Here is a 17,142-nt window from a genome sequence, read left to right on the forward strand (position 1 = left end):
GGATTGCATAGACCCCAGGGGACCCTTGATGCCTGCAACGCCCACTCTTGCGCTTGTCGCGCATGACGCCAAAAAAGACGCCATGGTCGAATTCGCCAAACGGCATCTGGACAAGCTTTCCGTTTTCGATCTGGTGAGCACCGGCACAACCGGCGGCCGTATTCTGGAAGCCTGTCCGAACCTCAAGGTCACGCGGCTGAAAAGCGGTCCACTTGGCGGCGACCAGCAAATCGGCGCGATGATTGCCGAAGGCAAGCTGCAGGGCCTGTTGTTCTTCATCGATCCGCTGTCGCCCATGCCCCACGATGTCGACGTGAAAGCCCTCATGCGCCTTGCCGTCGTCTACGACATGCCGATGGCCCTCAATCCGTCGACTGCGGATATCCTGCTGCGCTCCGCCCGCCTGCAGGGCCTCAAGACAACGTCCGCGACACCTGAAGTTGGCTCCCTGTCCTCATGAGTTTTCCCAAGACCGCAAAATCCTTTGCCTATCCGGTTCTGGTTGCCGACATCGGCGGTACCAACGCCCGTTTCGCACTGGTTGACGACGCACAGGCGCCTACCCGCATGTGCGGCAAGACAGCGACCGCGGATCATGCCGACATTTCCTCGGCCATCCGCGACGTCGTCCTTGCCGACGCAACGCCGAAACCGCGTACCGCGATCATCGCTGTCGCCGGCCCCGTCACCGGCGACAGGATTCCGCTCACGAATGCGGCCTGGGTCATCGAACCGCTGAAGATGATTGCCGATCTCGGTCTGGAAGAAGTGATCGTTCTCAACGATTTCGAAGCGCAGGCTCTGGCCCTGCCCGGTTACAGCGGCGGCGACATAGAACAGGTCGGCTCCGGTGCCATTCGGAATGAGAGCGCCAAATTCGTGCTCGGCCCGGGCACGGGTCTCGGCGCTGCGGCCATGATCTATGCCGCACAGACCTGGATCCCCGTTCCGGGAGAAGGCGGCCATGTGGAACTCGGTCCGGTCACACCGGAAGACCTTGCCATCTGGCCGCATATCGAGCTTGTCGGCGGACGGCTGGGTGCAGAACAGATCCTGAGCGGCACCGGCCTGCCCCGCCTTGCCCGCGGCGTTGCCACGCATATGGGGACGGAACGGTGTTTCGAAACCGCAGCCAGCATCACCATGGCCGCAGAAGACAACGATCCGGTTGCGGTCAAAACACTGGAAGTCTTCGCCCGGGCGCTTGGCCGTGTGGCCGGCGATTTTGCCCTTACCGTTCTCGCACGCGGCGGCGTTTATCTGACCGGCGGCGTTACATCGCGGATCACGCGTTTCCTGACCGACGGAGGTTTCCGCGCCGCGTTCGAGGCCAAGGCGCCTCACGAAGCGCTGATGGCCAAGATCCCGACCTTCATCGTTCGCCACCCGGACCCGGCTCTGGAAGGCCTTGCCTCTTTCGCACGCGCACCGGAAGCCTTTGCGGTGGACATGCAGGGCCGGCAATGGACCGCTGGTGCCGAACCGGGCGCGAGCTGACACGGGCGCCCATGTCCTGCGTCCCAACCTTTGCGGCCTCGCTACCAATCGACGGTGTCCTGCCGGAGCTTCTGGCAACGCTTGAGGCTGGGCCCAACGCTGTTCTGGTTGCCGAACCGGGCGCGGGCAAGACGACCCGCGTGCCGCTGGCCCTATTGAATGCAAGTTGGCGCGGTGACGGCAAGATCCTCGTTCTGGAACCAAGACGGTTGGCGGCCCGCGCTGCCGCACGCCGGATGGCAGCCGAACTTGGCGAAAAACCCGGAGAAACCGTTGGCTACCGGGTGCGCATGGAGACGAAGGTCAGCGCCCGTACACGGATCGAGGTCATCACTGAGGGCGTTTTCACAAGGCTCATTCTGGACGATCCGGAGCTGACGGGCGTTGCCGCCATTCTCTTCGACGAATTTCACGAACGCTCGCTGGACGGCGATCTCGGGTTGGCGCTGGCGCTGGATGTGCAGTCGGCTCTGCGCGACGACCTGCGTCTGTTGCCAATGTCCGCAACGCTCGATGCTGCCGGGATATCACGCCTGCTTGGCAATGCACCGGTGATCGAAAGCACGGGCCGGAGCTTCCCGGTCGAGACACGATATCTGGGACGGACCCCGAACGAGCGCATCGAACCACAGATTGTACGGGCTGTCCGGCAGGCACTCGCGGAAGAAACCGGATCCATTCTCGTCTTTCTGCCAGGTCAGGGCGAAATCCGCCGCACCGCCGGGATGCTGGACGGCAACCTACCCGCCAATTGCCAGGTCGCGCCGCTTTACGGCGGGCTGGATGCCAAGGCGCAGGATGCGGCCATTCGGCCGGCTGATGCCGGCATCCGCAAGATCGTGCTGGCCAGTGCCATCGCCCAGACTTCGCTGACCATCGAAGGCGTGCGTGTCGTCATCGACAGTGGTCAGGCGCGCGTGCCGAAGTATGAGCCGCAGACCGGGCTGACACGGCTGGAAACCGTCCGTGTCTCACGCGCTTCAGCCGACCAGCGCCGCGGCCGCGCCGGACGTACCGAGCCCGGTGTCTGCTACCGGCTCTGGGATGAAGCGCAGACCGTCGCCTTGCCGCAAGCCGAGGCACGTGAAATTCTGGAAGCGGATCTGACCGGGCTGGTGTTGGACCTTGCGGCCTGGGGGACACTCGATCCGGAGGCTCTCGCCTTTGCCGATCCGCCACCAAAAGCTGCCTGGACCGAAGCCAGGACACTGCTTCAGGATCTTCATGCACTGGATGGCCACGGACGTCTGACCAGCGACGGCAAGGCCCTGGCGAAGCTTCCGCTGCATCCGCGCCTCGCACATATGGTGATCGAAGGCGTTGCCCGAGATCTCGGCTTTACCGCCGCGATGATCGCGCTGGTGCTGTCCGAACCGGGTCTTGGCGGCCGGGACCCGGACCTGCGTGCACGTTTGCAGTCCTTGCGTCACGACAAGAGCCAGCGCGTGAAAGACGGCCGCCAGTTGGCTGAACGCTGGCTGAAGCAGGCTGGCGGGTCGGGCAAGGAGATCGACCCGGAGAGCGCCGGACTTCTGCTCGCCCTTGCCTATCCCGACCGTGTTGCCCAGCAACGCGGACAGACCGGCCGCTTCCGTCTTGCGAACGGCAGGGGCGCTGAACTGGAGGCGGAACATGCCCTTTCCCGGGAAGCCTTCCTTACTGTTGCCGATATTCAGGGCAAGGCGGCAAGCGGGCGTATCCAGCTCTGCGCGCCAGTTTCCAAATCCGATATCGAGGATCTGTTTGCTGCCGACATCGTCGAGCAAGATGAAGTCCAACTGACCGGTGACGGCACGCTGAAGGCGCGGCGTGTCACCCGCTACAAGGCGGTCGAACTGAAGTCCGTCCAGATCCAGTCCGCCGATCCGGAAGCCGTTGAACGTGCCCTGATTGCCGAAATCCGCCGGCGCGGCGTCTCCCGCCTGCCCTGGAGCAAGGAACAGGAACGGCTGAAGAAACGTGTCGCCTATGCCCGGGAGAACGGGGCGCAGGATCTGCCGGACCTTTCCGATGGCACCTTGACGGAAACCCTGGAAACCTGGCTGCAGCCTTATCTCGCCGGCTGCACGAGCCTGGGGGCAATCGACACCGCGCTTCTCGGCAATGCGCTTGCAGTGCTCCTGCCCTATGATGCGGCTGCACGGCTGGACAGCCTTGCCCCCTCGCACTTCACCGCCCCGACAGGCAGCAAGGTGCCCATCGACTATGGTGCAGCCGCAGGTCCGACGCTGTCCATTCGCGTGCAGGAACTCTTCGGCCTCAAGGAGCACCCAAGCGTCTGCGACGGCAGATTGCCGCTGATCCTGGAACTTCTCTCCCCGGCACAACGGCCGATCCAGATCACGAAGGATCTCCCCGGCTTCTGGCAAGGCTCCTGGGCGGATGTGAAAGCCGACATGAAGGGCCGCTATCCGCGGCATCCGTGGCCGGACGATCCGATCGAAGCGGAGGCGACGAGAAGGGCAAAACCGCGAGGGAGCTGATTCTCCCGTAAATCACATTCGAATTCAGATAAGCTCTTGACTTGAGCCTGCCATATGCGTTTCCAAGAAGGGCTTAAACACGAAATTTAAAAGAAATCCGATGAAACTGATCTTTCTCTTTTTTGTTTTTATTTTTAGCCATGTCTGCGCCGCCAGTAGTTCTACTCCACTGAGCGACAAAGACGCCGAAAGAATCACTTCCGAAATGATGTTGCAACTTGAGCAACTTCATGAACGCTTGATGGAGATTCTCGAACTGCAAGACCCAACAGAGCGTCAACCAGAGTTGGAGAGGATCAGAGAAGAACTCGAAGAAATTCAAGTTCCGTATCAGACAGCACTGCAGAGTATCGAAACTCAACCACAGGAAAGCTCATCTTTTACGAGAAGGTCGCATCTGAAAGACCTCTGGAAGTGTCAGAAAGCCGTCGCGGTCCTAGTTACTTTCTCGGACATTGTCGTCCAACCTGAAGTTCGTTTTCGTTCCCCTACCCGGGTTCAGAAAACCTACTTCGATTTCTTGAGCAAAAGTGAAGACTGTCGCTATCAGCTCGGCAAAGAACCATCTGCAGAGCTCGACACACCTGCGAAAGTATTTCAGGCTTATCTGCGAGTTATGGAGCGTACTCTCCGCGAGATGAAAGATCTGGACGACCCTGGCTTTCTAGCGGAAACAAGAGGGGATCAGTACGAATGGTTCAGGTTCAAGGAAAAGATTTATTGGCGTCTTTACTCGGAAAATAGCTGGGAGCTTTATAGGCTATACGCCATCACATCTGGGTTAAGCTTGCGTTCGGAAGAATACCGGAACGAGGTGCGCGCGTTTGGCGCGTGCCGAACAATGCAGGGATCATTTATGCAACTTGTTGATAAATATTCCTTTTTTTTGGCACGCGATATTCCCGGCCTCCTACACGACAGGTCATTGAACCGCTTGGTCACGAAGTTCGCGGAATGCGAAGCGGCATTGTCCGATAAGTAAAACGAACTCTTGTATATCAATCTCCGGAAATGGCTCCCTTCAAACGCGAGGCGGTAAGGGAGCCATCTCTCAGACCACGAGTTGGCTAATCAATCGTCCGATGCAGCCACCAGGCTTGCGTTGCCACCGGCGGCCGCGGTGTTGATGGACACCACCTGTTCCAGGGCGAACCGGTAGAGGTAGGCCGGGCCGCCTGCCTTGGGGCCGGTGCCGGAGAGGCCGGAGCCGCCGAAGGGCTGGGTGCCGACGACCGCACCGATAGTGTTGCGGTTGACATAGACGTTGCCGACGGACAACCGGTCGACAACCTTCTTCACCGTTGCATCGATACGGCTGTGAACACCGAGCGTCAGGCCGTAGCCGGTGCCTGCGATCTGGTCCAGCACCTTGTCGAGGTCGCCAGCCTTGTAGCGGACCACGTGCAGCACCGGTCCGAAGACTTCCCGCGTCAGGGCCTCAGCATTGTCCAACTCGATGATGTGCGGGGCCACCCAGGAGCCGTTGGCCAGCTTGCCGTGCGGTATCTTGCCGGCATAGCGCAGTTTCTGACTCTCCTTCATGTCATCGACATGGGAGAGAATGTTGTCGCGCGCTTCCTCATCGATAACCGGGCCGATATCGGTGGATGGCAGCCGGGGGTCACCCAGGCTTAGTTCCCTGGCAGCGCCTTCCAGCATCTCCAATAGATGATCGGCGACATCCGTCTGCACATAAAGCAGACGCAGTGCGGAGCAGCGTTGGCCGGCGGAGCGGAAAGCGGACATCATGACGTCGTCGCAGACCTGTTCCGGCAGGGCCGTGGCATCGACAATCATCGAGTTGATGCCACCGGTTTCCGCAATGAGCGGAACGATCGGGCCACGTTTGGCAGCAAGCGTGCCGTTGATCAGCCAAGCGGTTTCGGTCGATCCTGTAAAGGCGACACCGGCGACGGCCGGATGGGACGTCAGCGCCGCACCGACATCCCCCTCGCCCGGAAGCAGGTAGAAGACATCTTCCGGGACACCGGCCTCATACATCAGCCTGGCGGTCTCGAAAGCGATCAGCGGTGTCTGTTCCGCCGGCTTGGCAACAACGGCATTACCCGCCATCAGGGCAGCGCTGATCTGGCCGAGGAAGATCGCCAGCGGGAAGTTCCACGGCGAAATACAGACGAAGACGCCGCGACCCCGATAGCGGTAGCGGTTTTCCTCGCCGGTCGGTCCTGGCATCAGCTTGCCTTCGCCGAAAAGATTTCTGGCTTCAGCAGCGTAGTAACGGCAGAAGTCGACCGCCTCACGGATTTCGGCGATACCGTCCGTCAGGCACTTGCCGGCTTCCAGGGAGAGGATCGTCATCAGACGATCCCGGTTTTCCTCCAGCAGGTCACCAACCTTGTCGATGGCGGCCGCACGCTCTTCAACCGGCATGCGGGACCATTTCTCGAACCCCTTCTGGGCGTTCTCGACAGCCAGGCGCGCCGTGTCGCTGTCCGCGAAACGCACCGTGCCGACCTTGGTCGTGCCGTCCATCGGGGCAAAGACCGGGTTCGCATCGCCCGATGGTTTCAACCCGGCGCCCAGCGGAGCGGCATCCGTGAACGGGGCCGTGGTATTCGCCATGCCGGACGTCAGCAGGTTGCGTTCCGCCGCACAGCCAAATTCAACACCATCGGAGTTGCGGCGGCTGTCGCCGTAAAGATCCTTCGGCAGCGGGATCGAGCGGTTGATCGTGTGGTGACCGTTGTCGAGCAGCTCTTTCGGCCGCTTGAGCATCTTTTCAACCGGGACGGAGGCATCGCCCACGATTGTGACGAAGGAGGAGTTGGCACCGTTTTCCAGCAGGCGGCGCACAAGATAGGCCAAGAGGTCCTTGTGACCACCGACCGGGGCATAGATCCGGCACGGGAAGCCGTCGCGCTCAACCACCGACTTGTAGAGGCTTTCGCCCATGCCGTGCAGGCGCTGGAACTCATAGCCTTCAACCTTGCTGCCGGACAGTTCGATGATCTGGGCGACAGTCAGTGCGTTGTGTGTGGCGAATTGCGGGTAAAGCACATCGCGCGCCGCCAGCATCCGCTTGGCACAGCACAGGTACGACAGATCCGTCGCCGCCTTGCGCGAGAACACCGGATAACCTTCCGCCCCGCCTTCCTGGGCGTGCTTGATTTCCGTATCCCAATAGGCGCCCTTGACGAGGCGGACCATCAGTTTGCGATTGGTCTTGCGGGCCGCGTTGACCAGCCAGTCGATGACGTGAATGCCGCGCTTCTGATAAGCCTGAACCGCGAGGCCGAAACCGTCCCAGCCTTCGGTGACCGGATCGGTCAGCATGGCGGCGATGATATCCAGCGAGATTTCCAGCCGGTCTGCTTCTTCCGCATCGACGGTGAAGTTAAGATTGTGATCCTTGGCCATCTGCGCCAGTTCGCGCAGCTTCGGCAGCAGTTCGTCGCGTACGCGCTCGCCATTGACTGCCTGATAGCGGGGATGCAGTGCCGAAAGCTTCACCGAGATGCCCGGACGGTCCGGCAGTTGCTTGTCGCCCGCAGCCTTGCCGATGGCGGCAATCGCGTTGGCATAGGACTGGAAGTAGCGCTCGGCGTCTTTCTGGGTGCGCGCGCCCTCGCCCAGCATGTCGTAGGAATAGCGGTAGCACTTGGCTTCCTGTGTCCTGGCGCGTTCCAGTGCCTTCTGGATGGTTTCTCCGAGAACGAACTGGTGACCGAGCAGACGCATCGCCTTGCGGGTTGCCATGCGCACGGTCGGCATGCCCATGCGCTTGACCAGGCTGGAAAGGATCGACTGGGGCGTGTCGCCCGGGTGCAGAAGACGGGAAGTGACGCCCAGCGCCCAGGAAGAGGCGGAGACCAGCCAGGTGTCGGATTTTGGACCTGAGGGATCATCAAAGCGGGCCGCTGCCAGCTTGTCCTCAATCAGCTTGTCGGCGGTCTTTGCGTCCGGAACGCGCAGCAACGCTTCTGCCAGCACCATCATGGCCAGGCCTTCGCGGGTGGTCAGGCCGAATTCGCGCATGAAATCTTCCACGCCGCCGAGGCCGACCTGGACCGAACGCATGTCCTGAATATAACCGCGGGCACGCTGGTCGATCAGTTTTTCCACCACCGGGTCGGTGTTGGCTTCCTTCAGAAGCGCTTCAACAAGCGTTTTGTCATCGGGGGCATATGCCGGGCGAAACGGCTCGAGTTCGGTCGAATTGACTGTCTTCATGGCTGCAGCGGTTGCGGTCATGAGAACCTCCCAAAGAGGCCTCGCGGGGCCAGGTCACAAGATCCCCTAAATTATCTTGAATCAAAGTCTGCTTTTCGCTGTTTTTCGAGCTATTTTCCGTGTATTTCTCTATCAGTTTTCGATTTACAGGGAAATTCTCCATGCTTGACGCTACGGACCGGAGGATTCTGAAGGTTCTCCAGCAGGATGGCCGTATTACCAACACGGAGCTCGCCGATCGGGTGCATCTTTCGGCGACCGCGACAGCCGAACGCATGAAGCGGCTGGTGCGCGAAGGCTACATCGAACACTTCTCGGCCAGCCTCAATCCGAAGAAGGTTGACCGGGGTTTGCTGGTCTTCGTCGAGATCCGTCTCGAGCGCACGTCTCCGGAGATTTTCGACGCTTTCAAGCTTGCCGTCGAGCGATCAACCGACATCATGGAATGTCACATGGTGGCGGGCGGTTTCGACTATCTCATGAAAAGCCGCGTCAAGGACATGGAAGCCTATCGTGCGTTTCTGTCTGATGTGGTGCTGGCGCTGCCGGGCGTGCGCGAAACGCATACATATGCCGTCATGGAAGAGATCAAGGACACGCATATTCTGCCGGTGTGATCACCTCTACGACCACACAGACCCGAACACTCTTCGTTCACAAAGCCTTGTCTTGACCGTGCAATGCGCCTTGCGCGAGGGAACGGGGACAGGACGAGATCCGAAACAGGGGATATTGTAATGAAACGCAAGCTTGCCGCAGCGCTTGGCCTTCTTGGAGCACTCATGACGCCGGTTGCGTCTCCGGCACAGGAAACCGTCAATGATCCGGCGTGGCAGGCCGTTCTGGACGATGCCAAGGGCGAGACCGTTTATTTCCACGCCTGGGGCGGTGAGCCGCGTATCAACGCCTATATCAGCTGGGCAGCCCGGGAAGTGGCGAAGAATTTTGACATTCGCGTTCTGCAGGTAAAGGTCAGCGACACGGGCTCGGTCGTCTCGCAGGTTCTTGCCGAAAAATCGGTCGGTAAAAACAGCGGCGGGGCTGTCGACCTGGTCTGGATCAATGGCGAGAATTTCGCGGCCATGAAGGAACAGGGTCTGCTGGCGGCTCCCGGATGGGCCCAGTCGTTGCCGAACTGGCGCTACGTCGACGTGGAAAACAAGCCGACTGTCGTTGAGGACTTCACCGTGCCAACGGATGGCCAGGAAAGCCCGTGGGGCATGGCCAAACTGGTGTTCATCTATGACAGCGCGCGCCTCGACACCCCGCCCGCAACGCTTGACGGGCTTCTGAGCTACGCCAAGGCGCATCCCGGCCGCTTCGCCTATCCGCAGCCGCCCAACTTTTTTGGCACGACCTTCCTGAAGCAGGTTCTCGTCAGCACAGCTCCGGACAAGGCTGCCCTGACGAAGCCTGTCGATGAAGCCCGTTTTGCAGAAATGACAGCTCCGCTGTTTGCCTATCTGGATGACTTGCACGGCGCGCTCTGGCGTCAGGGCCGAGCCTTCCCGAAGGATGCGGCGCACATGCGCCAGCTCCTGGCCGACGGGGAACTCGACATCGCGTTTTCCTTCAATCCATCCGGTGCCTCGAGCGCTATTGCGAACGGCGAGCTGCCGCCCAGCGTGCGCACCTTCGTTCTGGACGGCGGTACCATCGGCAACACCCACTTTGTTGCAATCCCGTTCAACAGTTCCAGCCAGGCGGGGGCCAAGGTCTTCGCCAATTTCCTGCTGTCGCCCACCGCTCAGGCACGCAAACAGGACCCAGACATCTGGGGAGACCCCACCGTGCTGAACGTGGCAGGCCTGCCGGAAACCGAGAAGGTTCTCTTCGACACGCTCGACCTTGGACCGGCAACCCTGACATCCGATCAGCTCGGCCCGGTCCTGCCTGAACCGCACCCGAGCTGGGTCAGCGCCCTGGAAGAAGCCTGGACTGCCCGCTACGGCGCCGAGTGAGCCGCAAGACGTGTTGACGAGCCCGAAAGCAGGTCCCGCCATACCGGTCATCCTGGTTTCGGTTCTTCTGGCCGGGCCGGTTCTTGCCGGCCTTTTGGGAACCGTTCTGCCTGCCTTCGGGTACTTGCCGGCGCTGGGCCACAGCGGGCTATCGCTTGCGCCGCTCCAGCAGCTTTTCCAACAACCGGGCCTGGTGACGTCGCTTTGGCTCAGCTTTGCCACAGGGTTGGCGGCTTCCGTCCTGTCGCTGATGATCGTACTGCTGTTCGTCGCTGGCTGGTCCGGAACGAGGACTTTCCGGCACCTGACCAGGTTTTTGTCCCCGCTGCTTTCCGTGCCCCACGCTGCGGCAGCCATTGGCCTTGCCTTTCTGATCGCGCCTTCCGGGTTTCTGGTTCGTCTGGTGTCTCCCTGGGCGAGCGGCTGGACCCGGCCGCCGGATGTTCTGATCCTCAATGATCCGTTCGGCATCGCCATGACGATGGGCCTCGTTGCCAAGGAAGTGCCGTTTCTGTTCCTGATGACACTTGCGGCGCTCAACCGCCCACAGATCCAGGAGTATTTCAAGGCGGGGGCCAGCCTTGGCTATGGCCGTGTGGCAACCTTCTTCACCATCGTGCTGCCGCAGATCTATCCGCTGATCCGCCTGCCGGTTCTGGCGGTGGTCGCCTATGCCACATCCGTTGTCGATGTCGCCGCCATCCTCGGGCCGACGACACCCGCCCCGCTTGCCCCGCGCCTCGTGAGCTGGATGAACGATCCGGATCTGACTTACCGCCTGATGGCCTCCGCCGGAGCCCTGTTGCAACTTGCCGTCAGCGCCGCAGCACTGGGAACCTATCTTGCAGGCGAACGACTGGTTGCGACCGTATCAAAACGCCGTCTTGTCACCGGACATCGCCACCTGCAGGAGCGAACGGCAAGATATGGCGGGCTTCTGGTGATGGTGACCATCATTGCGGCCATGGTGCTGTCGCTCGTGCTTCTCGGACTGTGGTCCGCGGCCCGCTCTTGGTGGTTCCCTGCGGTTCTGCCACAAGCCTGGAATGTCATGCGGCTGGCGGACACACTCGGCATGAGCCTGGGTCTTCTAGGCACAACCGTCGGTCTGGCGTGCGCCTCCGCTTTTATCGCGACGGCCCTCACGCTGTGGCTGCTGGAAGCACGCGATCATCGCAAGTCATCCTCTTCCCGCCGTCTCAAGACGCTTGTGTTCCTGCCTCTGCTGCTGCCGCAGATCAGTTTTCTGTTCGGCTTGCAGCTCTTGTTCCTGTCGGCTGATTTCAGCGGTACCTTTGTCGCCGTCTTGCTGGCCCACCTGGTATTCGTCTTGCCCTACGCCTTCCTTGCCCTGAGCGATCCCTGGGATCGCCTCGATCCACGCTATGCCAAGGCCGCAGCCGCCATTGGCGCGTCCCGTGCCCGCATCTTCTGGCAGATCCGTTTGCCGTTGCTGCTGAGGCCTGTGCTGGTGGTGCTTGCGGTGTCTGCCGCAGTCTCCGTCGGTCAATATCTGCCAACCCTGATGATCGGCGCCGGCCGGATTGCCACGGTCACCACCGAAAGCGTCGCGCTTGCCAGCGGAGGCAGCCGGCAGGCCGCCGCGTTGCTGGCCTTGTTGCAGCTTGGCATTCCGCTTGTTGGTTTTGTGCTGGCCGCGCTTCTGCCGGCCCTGCTTCACCGCAACCGCGCCGCCATGCGGCTGGAAAGGTGAGGCCGCCGATGCACAGCAACACAGAGACAACAGGTCTTATTCTTCAGACCGTCGCACTGCATCTTGGCGGCACATTGTTGCTTGAGATCGACTGCCGGATAGACCCCGGAACGGTGCTCACCGTCATGGGAGAAAGCGGCAGTGGCAAGTCCAGTCTGCTCGACTTCATTGCCGGTTTCCTGCGGCCGGATTTTAAGGCAAGCGGCAAGGTGCTTCTGGATGGACGGGATCTCACGCCCCTGCCTGCACAGGAGCGGCACATCGGGCTGATGTTCCAGTCGCCACTGTTGTTCCCGCATATGTCCGTCTTGCAGAACCTGATGTTCGCCATCCCGGCGACCGTCCGCAAGAAATCGCTCCGGCAGGACATGGCGCAACAGGCGCTTGACGATGCCGGGCTTTCCGGGTTCGGCAGCCGTGATCCCGCGACACTGTCCGGTGGTCAGCAGACCCGGGTCGCACTCATGCGAACCCTTCTCGCCGAACCGCATGCGCTGCTGCTGGATGAACCTTTCTCAAGCCTCGACAAGGCCCGGCGTGCCGACATCCGCACCCAGGTCTTCGATGCGGCGAGAGAAAAGAGATTGCCGGTGCTTCTGGTCACGCACGACGAGGAGGACGCGGTTGCGGCTGGCGGCAAGGTTCATGTTCTCGATGAAAGCGGACCGGGCAAAGGCTGCGCCTGAGGTTTGGCGCGCGGTCTATCTGATACAGCCAAGTCTTCTTTCTTCACGCCCTGTGAGCGTGGGCAAGTGGAACGCTTTGGCGAAAACGAAGCTTACGTCGGGACCTCGCCCTGCGAGTGGTCGCCAGACAAGCAGGTCACATAGATGCAATTGCCTATGCTCATGGGGGCAGACAGAACATCCCTGCCGTTGCCGGATTGGCTCCGACGACGGCAGAGGAAAATCGGGCTTGCGAGCCCTGCCCTTATTCGGCGGTATCCGCGGACTTCGCCTGCAGCAGGGAGTAGTTGTCGATGCCGATCCGTTCGATCAGGTCGAGCTGGGTTTCGAGGAAATCGATGTGGCTTTCCTCGTCGCTCAGGAGCTGCTCAAACAGTGCCATGGAGACATAGTCGCCAAGTTCGCGGCAGACTTCACGAGCTTCGTGATAAAGGGCCCGAGCGACATATTCGGCAGCAAGGTCGCCTTCCAGGCATTCCTTCACCGACTGACCGATCCGCAGCGGATCAAGCGTCTGAAGATTGGGCAGACCTTCCAGGAAGATGATACGGTCCATCAGATCCTGGGCATGCTGGCGCTCTTCGTCAGCTTCCGCCAGTTCCTTGTCCGCCAGCTTGCCGAAGCCCCAGTCAGCCATGAGCCGGGCATGGACCCAGTACTGGTTGACCGCTGTCAACTCGTGGCGCAGGGCCTTGTTGAGATACTCGATTACGCGCGCTTCGCCCTTCATGACCCTCTCCATGTGAGATCTACCTGGGGCTGCCCATCAAGTGAGCCGGCCCGGAGGTGATCGATATCTGTGTGCCGGCCCCTGCCATATCCGAGGCAAGTGCCAGTATGTCCTAGCGGTTTGCAGCCTGTTTCAACGGAGCAGGCGTCTCTTCCCGCTGCGGTTGCTCTTCAGAACTTTTTTCGTGAATGATGTCAATGACTGACGGAAAGCAGCTTCCGCAGCGCGGCCGGCACCCCAGATGTCGGAACACCGCTCCGGGCGTTGGCACTTTGCCATTCGGGTCTGCACGCATTTCTTTCGCGGCTTCGCGAAGTTGCTTGTCAGACAGTACGTTACAGGAGCAAATGATCATTGTAGGATCCGGCGCGCGTCCTCATATGCGAACATATTGGCATTGACGAATTCCAGCGCAATAACGAAACTCGACTGCGGAAGTCAACTTTTTCCACGACTTTCGCTTGCCAGCAGGGAAAAAACATGACCGGCCAAGGTATCTCCGACGAGCGTCCGACACTCGTGCTGACAGGCGCGAGCCGCGGCATCGGACACGCCACCGTCAAGCGGTTTTCCGCAGAAGGCTGGCGGGTGATCACTTGTTCCCGACAGGCATTTTCGGACAAGTGTCCGTGGCCGATGGGCCCGGAGGATCATATCCAGGTGGATCTGTCCGATCCGGAAAACCTGGGCTATGCCACCCAGGAAATCCGCAAACGGCTGGAGCCGAACGGTTCGCGCCTCAACGCACTGGTCAACAACGCCGGGATCAGCCCGAAAGGGACCGATGGGGAACGGCTTGATTCGCTGACAACGCCCATGCACGAGTGGCGCAACGTCTTTCAGGTCAACTTCTTCGCGCCCATCCTTCTGGGCCGCGGCCTTTTCAAGGAGCTGAAGAACGCCAAGGGCTCCGTCGTCAATGTGACATCGATCGCCGGCATGCGTGTGCATCCTTTCGCCGGCACCGCCTACTCCACCTCCAAGGCCGCACTTGCTGCGCTGACCCGGGAAATGGCGGCTGACTTCGGCCCCCACGGCATTCGCGTCAATGCCATCGCCCCGGGCGAAATCGACACGTCCATCCTTTCGCCTGGAACGGAAAAGATGATCGAGGACATTCCACTTCGCCGCCTCGGTCTGCCGGACGAAGTTGCCGAAACGATCTTCTACCTGTGCTCGGAAAAGTCTTCTTACGTGAGCGGAGCAGAAATCCACATCAACGGCGGGCAGCATGTATAGATCGACCAAGGCTCGCGCTAGTCTTCAAGACTAGCGCTTTCACTTGCCGGATATAGGCTGGCCCCTCAAAAGAAGACGTTTTTGTCTGAACATTACCTCAACGTATGACGTAAGATTTACCTAATATTCACCGGCCTCCGCGATACTGCCGCGACGACAAAGCGGTTGTTAAGACTGCGGGGGGATTTGATGAAAAGAATAATGAAATTTATGACCGACTTGAAATTCGGCTTCAAGGTCGGTGGCGGTTTTCTGGCAGTCTTGCTGTTGACCGCAGTCGTTGGCGGTGTGGGGTTCCTGGCCATTCACGGGCTGTCCTCACGGTTTGTCGTCGCCGATCATGCCGCCAAGATTGCCGGCGAGATGCAGGCAACATCCCTGACGCGTGAAGACTATCTCAACAATCCATCAGAAGAGCTCCGCAATTCGGTACTCGAAGGCGTCGAGGCGCTTCAGAGCGAGCTGGAGACCCTGACCGCCGAAGTTGCTGGCGACCCCGCAGCCGAAGCTCAGGTGGCGGAGGCCTCTGACGCGGTCTCCCGCTTCTCGACAACGTTCGAACAGGTCGCTGCGCAAACGACGCAGCAGGCAGAGCGTCTTGCAACGCTGCGGGAAAGCACAAGCAATCTTGAATTGCTGGCAGCGAACATCAGCGAAGCTGTTCTGAAAGAGGAAAAGCGCATCAGCGCCGAAGCTTTCGCCGCAAACAGCCGGCTGGACGATACCAACCAGCTTCAAAGGGCTGCGTTCGAACTGAAGGACGAAGTCGTCAAGATTCACATGCTCTACCTGACGGGCAGCGGCAATATCGACGGGGAAGAACTCACCGCAGCCATTGATATCGCGCGAGACCTCATCTCTGCCACGAAGCAGATGAAATACAAGCAGATCGACGGCATCGATCGCAAAACCGTCGGCAAGCTGGCCTCGCAAGCAAACAAGCTGAATGCCGCGCTGGAAAATCTGACCAAGGATCTCGGTTTTTCCGAGGCTTATGAAGCGCGCCTGGCCGTTGGCACCGCAATCGACGGAATGAACAGCCTGACCGAGGACATTCTCGGGCAGGTCATCCCGGTCGTTTCTCAGGCCAAGACGGATGCGTTGACCGCTTCAACCCGTCTGGCGACGGTGCGCTCGATCGCTGAGAAAGCCACCACTTTGAACGAAATGGCTTTGGCGGCTCGCGCAGACACGCTCTACCTCTTCGGATCTTTCGGCTTTAGCGACCCATCACTCGTGGAACAACAGATTGCTAATCTGGTGGGTCTCCAAAAGGACATGGTCAAATACGCCATGATCCTGCCGGCCGCAGGCGATGCCATCAAAGGTATTCCGGACTCTGTTGCCACGCTCGACAAGTCCTTCCGCGAAATGCTGGCAACCAAGGCTGATCTGGCAGTTAAGCGCGCTGAACTTGACGAGTTGACCCGAAAGGTCGGTGTCGACATCGCTTCGATTTCCTCCGCCCAGTCGGAGGCCGCCAGTTCGGCCTCAACGGCTGCGCAGGTTCAGATTGCCGTCACGATCCTGTTCGCCATCCTGGGTGGCATCGGTCTCGCCTTCGTTCTGAACCTGGCGATCACCCGCCCGATCCGCACGATCACCGGCGTCATGGACCGCCTGGCAAATGGCGACAATGAGGTGGTGATCGCGGGTATCGACCGGGGCGACGAGATCGGCGACATGAGCCGCACAGTGCAGGTGTTCCGCGACAACGCCGTCGAGCGGGCTCAGTTGCAGGAGCAGAACGCACGTGAAGAAGCGTCCCGGCATGAACGCCAGGCGCGTATCGACAACCTGATCCAGTCTTTCCGGACCACGGCGGAAGAAGCGCTCGGCTCGGTGGAAACCACCGCGGGCGGCCTCGACTCGACCGCTCAGGCGCTTACCGAAATTGCCCGGGACAGCGCCGGCTATGCCAGCGAGACGCAGAGTTCGTCGAACGAGACCACAAACAACGTTCAGACGGTGGCAAGCGCCGCGGAAGAACTGGCGGCTTCCATTGGCGAGATTTCCCGCCAGGTTGCCCAGACAACCGAAATCGTCGACCGGGCCACCACCGGAACGCGGATCACCAACGAGAAGGTCGAAGGCCTGGCGGAAGCCGCCACCAAGATCGGCGAAGTCGTGACCCTCATCCAGGCAATTGCAGAACAGACCAACCTGCTGGCACTCAACGCCACCATCGAGGCGGCGCGCGCCGGCGAAGCCGGCAGGGGCTTCGCGGTTGTTGCGGCCGAGGTGAAGGAACTGGCCACCCAGACGTCCAAGGCCACGGAAGAGATCTCCAGTCAGATCACCGAGATCCAGAACGCGACCAAGGAATCCGTCATCGCCATTGGCGAGATCGCGGAAACCATGACCGAAGTGAACTCCTACACCACGGCCATCGCTTCGGCTGTCGAACAGCAGGGCTCTGCCACTGCGGAAATTTCGCAGAACGTGCAGCGTGCGGCGGAAGGGACCAGTGCCGTGTCTTCCTCCATGTCGCAGCTTTCGCAGGCTGTCGACCAGACGTCGTCTTCCGCGGACATGGTGCTGTCAGCCTCCGGTGAACTGACCGAAAAGACCGACGAACTGAAGCGTGAAGTCGAACAGTTCCTGTCCGAGGTCGCCGCAGCCTGATACAGAAATTTCGACC

13 protein-coding genes are annotated in these 17,142 nt (G+C 60.4%); 10 read left to right on the forward strand and 3 right to left on the reverse strand.

The genetic code is table 11. From position 1 onward, the window contains the following. Positions 1 to 28 precede the first annotated feature (28 nt). The 4 genes from FMN63_RS18165 to FMN63_RS18180 all read left to right on the forward strand — a co-directional run bounded on the left by FMN63_RS18165 (position 29) and on the right by FMN63_RS18180 (position 4,962). On the forward strand, positions 29 to 460 hold the full coding sequence (locus tag FMN63_RS18165; RefSeq protein ID WP_148585493.1) for a methylglyoxal synthase: 432 nt from the start codon (positions 29 to 31) through the stop codon (positions 458 to 460). Beyond that, a complete protein-coding gene (locus tag FMN63_RS18170) occupies positions 457 to 1,497 on the forward strand; it encodes an ROK family protein (protein ID WP_148585494.1) in 1,041 nt (346 codons plus the stop codon). Before FMN63_RS18165 ends, FMN63_RS18170 begins: the two co-directional genes overlap by 4 nt. An 11-nt stretch (positions 1,498 to 1,508) precedes the next feature. Continuing rightward, a complete protein-coding gene (gene hrpB, locus FMN63_RS18175) occupies positions 1,509 to 3,980 on the forward strand; it encodes an ATP-dependent helicase HrpB (protein WP_148585646.1) in 2,472 nt (823 codons plus the stop codon). Between the two features lie 100 nt (positions 3,981 to 4,080). Next, the gene (locus tag FMN63_RS18180; RefSeq protein ID WP_148585495.1) at positions 4,081 to 4,962 is read left to right on the forward strand and encodes a hypothetical protein; all 882 of its coding nucleotides are present in this window, start codon (positions 4,081 to 4,083) and stop codon (positions 4,960 to 4,962) included. Positions 4,963 to 5,051: 89 nt separating this feature from the next. Here the strand turns inward: FMN63_RS18180 and putA are convergent, their stop codons facing one another. Next, the gene (gene putA, locus FMN63_RS18185) at positions 5,052 to 8,192 is read right to left on the reverse strand and encodes a bifunctional proline dehydrogenase/L-glutamate gamma-semialdehyde dehydrogenase PutA (RefSeq protein ID WP_148585496.1); all 3,141 of its coding nucleotides are present in this window, start codon (positions 8,190 to 8,192) and stop codon (positions 5,052 to 5,054) included. A 140-nt stretch (positions 8,193 to 8,332) separates the two neighbouring features. Between putA and FMN63_RS18190 the strand changes: the two genes are divergently transcribed. From FMN63_RS18190 to FMN63_RS18205, 4 genes are all read left to right on the forward strand, one after another. After that, on the forward strand, positions 8,333 to 8,788 hold the full coding sequence (locus FMN63_RS18190; RefSeq protein ID WP_148585497.1) for an Lrp/AsnC ligand binding domain-containing protein: 456 nt from the start codon (positions 8,333 to 8,335) through the stop codon (positions 8,786 to 8,788). Positions 8,789 to 8,908: 120 nt separating this feature from the next. Continuing rightward, positions 8,909 to 10,132 (forward strand): ABC transporter substrate-binding protein, encoded by a 1,224-nt coding sequence (locus FMN63_RS18195; protein ID WP_148585498.1) that lies wholly within the window; start codon positions 8,909 to 8,911, stop codon positions 10,130 to 10,132. A gap of 10 nt (positions 10,133 to 10,142) precedes the next feature. Beyond that, positions 10,143 to 11,846, forward strand: coding sequence for an ABC transporter permease (locus FMN63_RS18200; protein ID WP_148585499.1), 1,704 nt, complete (start codon positions 10,143 to 10,145; stop codon positions 11,844 to 11,846). 8 nt (positions 11,847 to 11,854) lie between these two features. After that, the gene (locus FMN63_RS18205) at positions 11,855 to 12,532 is read left to right on the forward strand and encodes an ATP-binding cassette domain-containing protein (protein WP_148585500.1); all 678 of its coding nucleotides are present in this window, start codon (positions 11,855 to 11,857) and stop codon (positions 12,530 to 12,532) included. Positions 12,533 to 12,776: 244 nt separating this feature from the next. On the opposite strand, the gene bfr is transcribed toward FMN63_RS18205, so the two are convergent. Then, positions 12,777 to 13,262, reverse strand: coding sequence for a bacterioferritin (bfr, locus tag FMN63_RS18210; RefSeq protein WP_148585501.1), 486 nt, complete (start codon positions 13,260 to 13,262; stop codon positions 12,777 to 12,779). A 112-nt stretch (positions 13,263 to 13,374) separates the two neighbouring features. After that, entirely contained in the window at positions 13,375 to 13,617 is a 243-nt protein-coding gene (locus tag FMN63_RS18215) for a (2Fe-2S)-binding protein (protein WP_148585502.1), read from the reverse strand. A gap of 125 nt (positions 13,618 to 13,742) precedes the next feature. On the opposite strand from FMN63_RS18215, the gene FMN63_RS18220 reads away from it, so the two are divergent. Together FMN63_RS18220 and FMN63_RS18225 are read left to right on the forward strand one after the other, a co-directional pair. Next, on the forward strand, positions 13,743 to 14,501 hold the full coding sequence (locus tag FMN63_RS18220) for an SDR family NAD(P)-dependent oxidoreductase (RefSeq protein ID WP_148585503.1): 759 nt from the start codon (positions 13,743 to 13,745) through the stop codon (positions 14,499 to 14,501). 201 nt (positions 14,502 to 14,702) lie between these two features. Then, a complete protein-coding gene (locus FMN63_RS18225) occupies positions 14,703 to 17,126 on the forward strand; it encodes a methyl-accepting chemotaxis protein (protein ID WP_209001169.1) in 2,424 nt (807 codons plus the stop codon). The last annotated feature ends 16 nt before the right edge of the window (positions 17,127 to 17,142 follow it).

The organism is Stappia sp. BW2 (assembly GCF_008107695.1).
GTDB lineage: Bacteria > Pseudomonadota > Alphaproteobacteria > Rhizobiales > Stappiaceae > Roseibium.

Excerpts from the sequence above, each read along its gene's own strand:
- bfr (WP_148585501.1), bottom strand. The coding sequence starts at position 13,262 with ATGAAGGGCGAAGCGCGCGTAATCGAGTATCTCAACAAGGCCCTGCGC.
- FMN63_RS18215 (WP_148585502.1), bottom strand. The coding sequence starts at position 13,617 with ATGATCATTTGCTCCTGTAACGTACTGTCTGACAAGCAACTTCGCGAA.
- putA (WP_148585496.1), bottom strand. The coding sequence starts at position 8,192 with ATGACCGCAACCGCTGCAGCCATGAAGACAGTCAATTCGACCGAACTC.
- FMN63_RS18180 (WP_148585495.1), top strand. The coding sequence starts at position 4,081 with ATGAAACTGATCTTTCTCTTTTTTGTTTTTATTTTTAGCCATGTCTGC.
- FMN63_RS18190 (WP_148585497.1), top strand. The coding sequence starts at position 8,333 with ATGCTTGACGCTACGGACCGGAGGATTCTGAAGGTTCTCCAGCAGGAT.
- hrpB (WP_148585646.1), top strand. The coding sequence starts at position 1,509 with ATGTCCTGCGTCCCAACCTTTGCGGCCTCGCTACCAATCGACGGTGTC.
- FMN63_RS18195 (WP_148585498.1), top strand. The coding sequence starts at position 8,909 with ATGAAACGCAAGCTTGCCGCAGCGCTTGGCCTTCTTGGAGCACTCATG.
- FMN63_RS18205 (WP_148585500.1), top strand. The coding sequence starts at position 11,855 with ATGCACAGCAACACAGAGACAACAGGTCTTATTCTTCAGACCGTCGCA.
- FMN63_RS18225 (WP_209001169.1), top strand. The coding sequence starts at position 14,703 with ATGAAATTTATGACCGACTTGAAATTCGGCTTCAAGGTCGGTGGCGGT.
- FMN63_RS18220 (WP_148585503.1), top strand. The coding sequence starts at position 13,743 with ATGACCGGCCAAGGTATCTCCGACGAGCGTCCGACACTCGTGCTGACA.
- FMN63_RS18170 (WP_148585494.1), top strand. The coding sequence starts at position 457 with ATGAGTTTTCCCAAGACCGCAAAATCCTTTGCCTATCCGGTTCTGGTT.
- FMN63_RS18165 (WP_148585493.1), top strand. The coding sequence starts at position 29 with ATGCCTGCAACGCCCACTCTTGCGCTTGTCGCGCATGACGCCAAAAAA.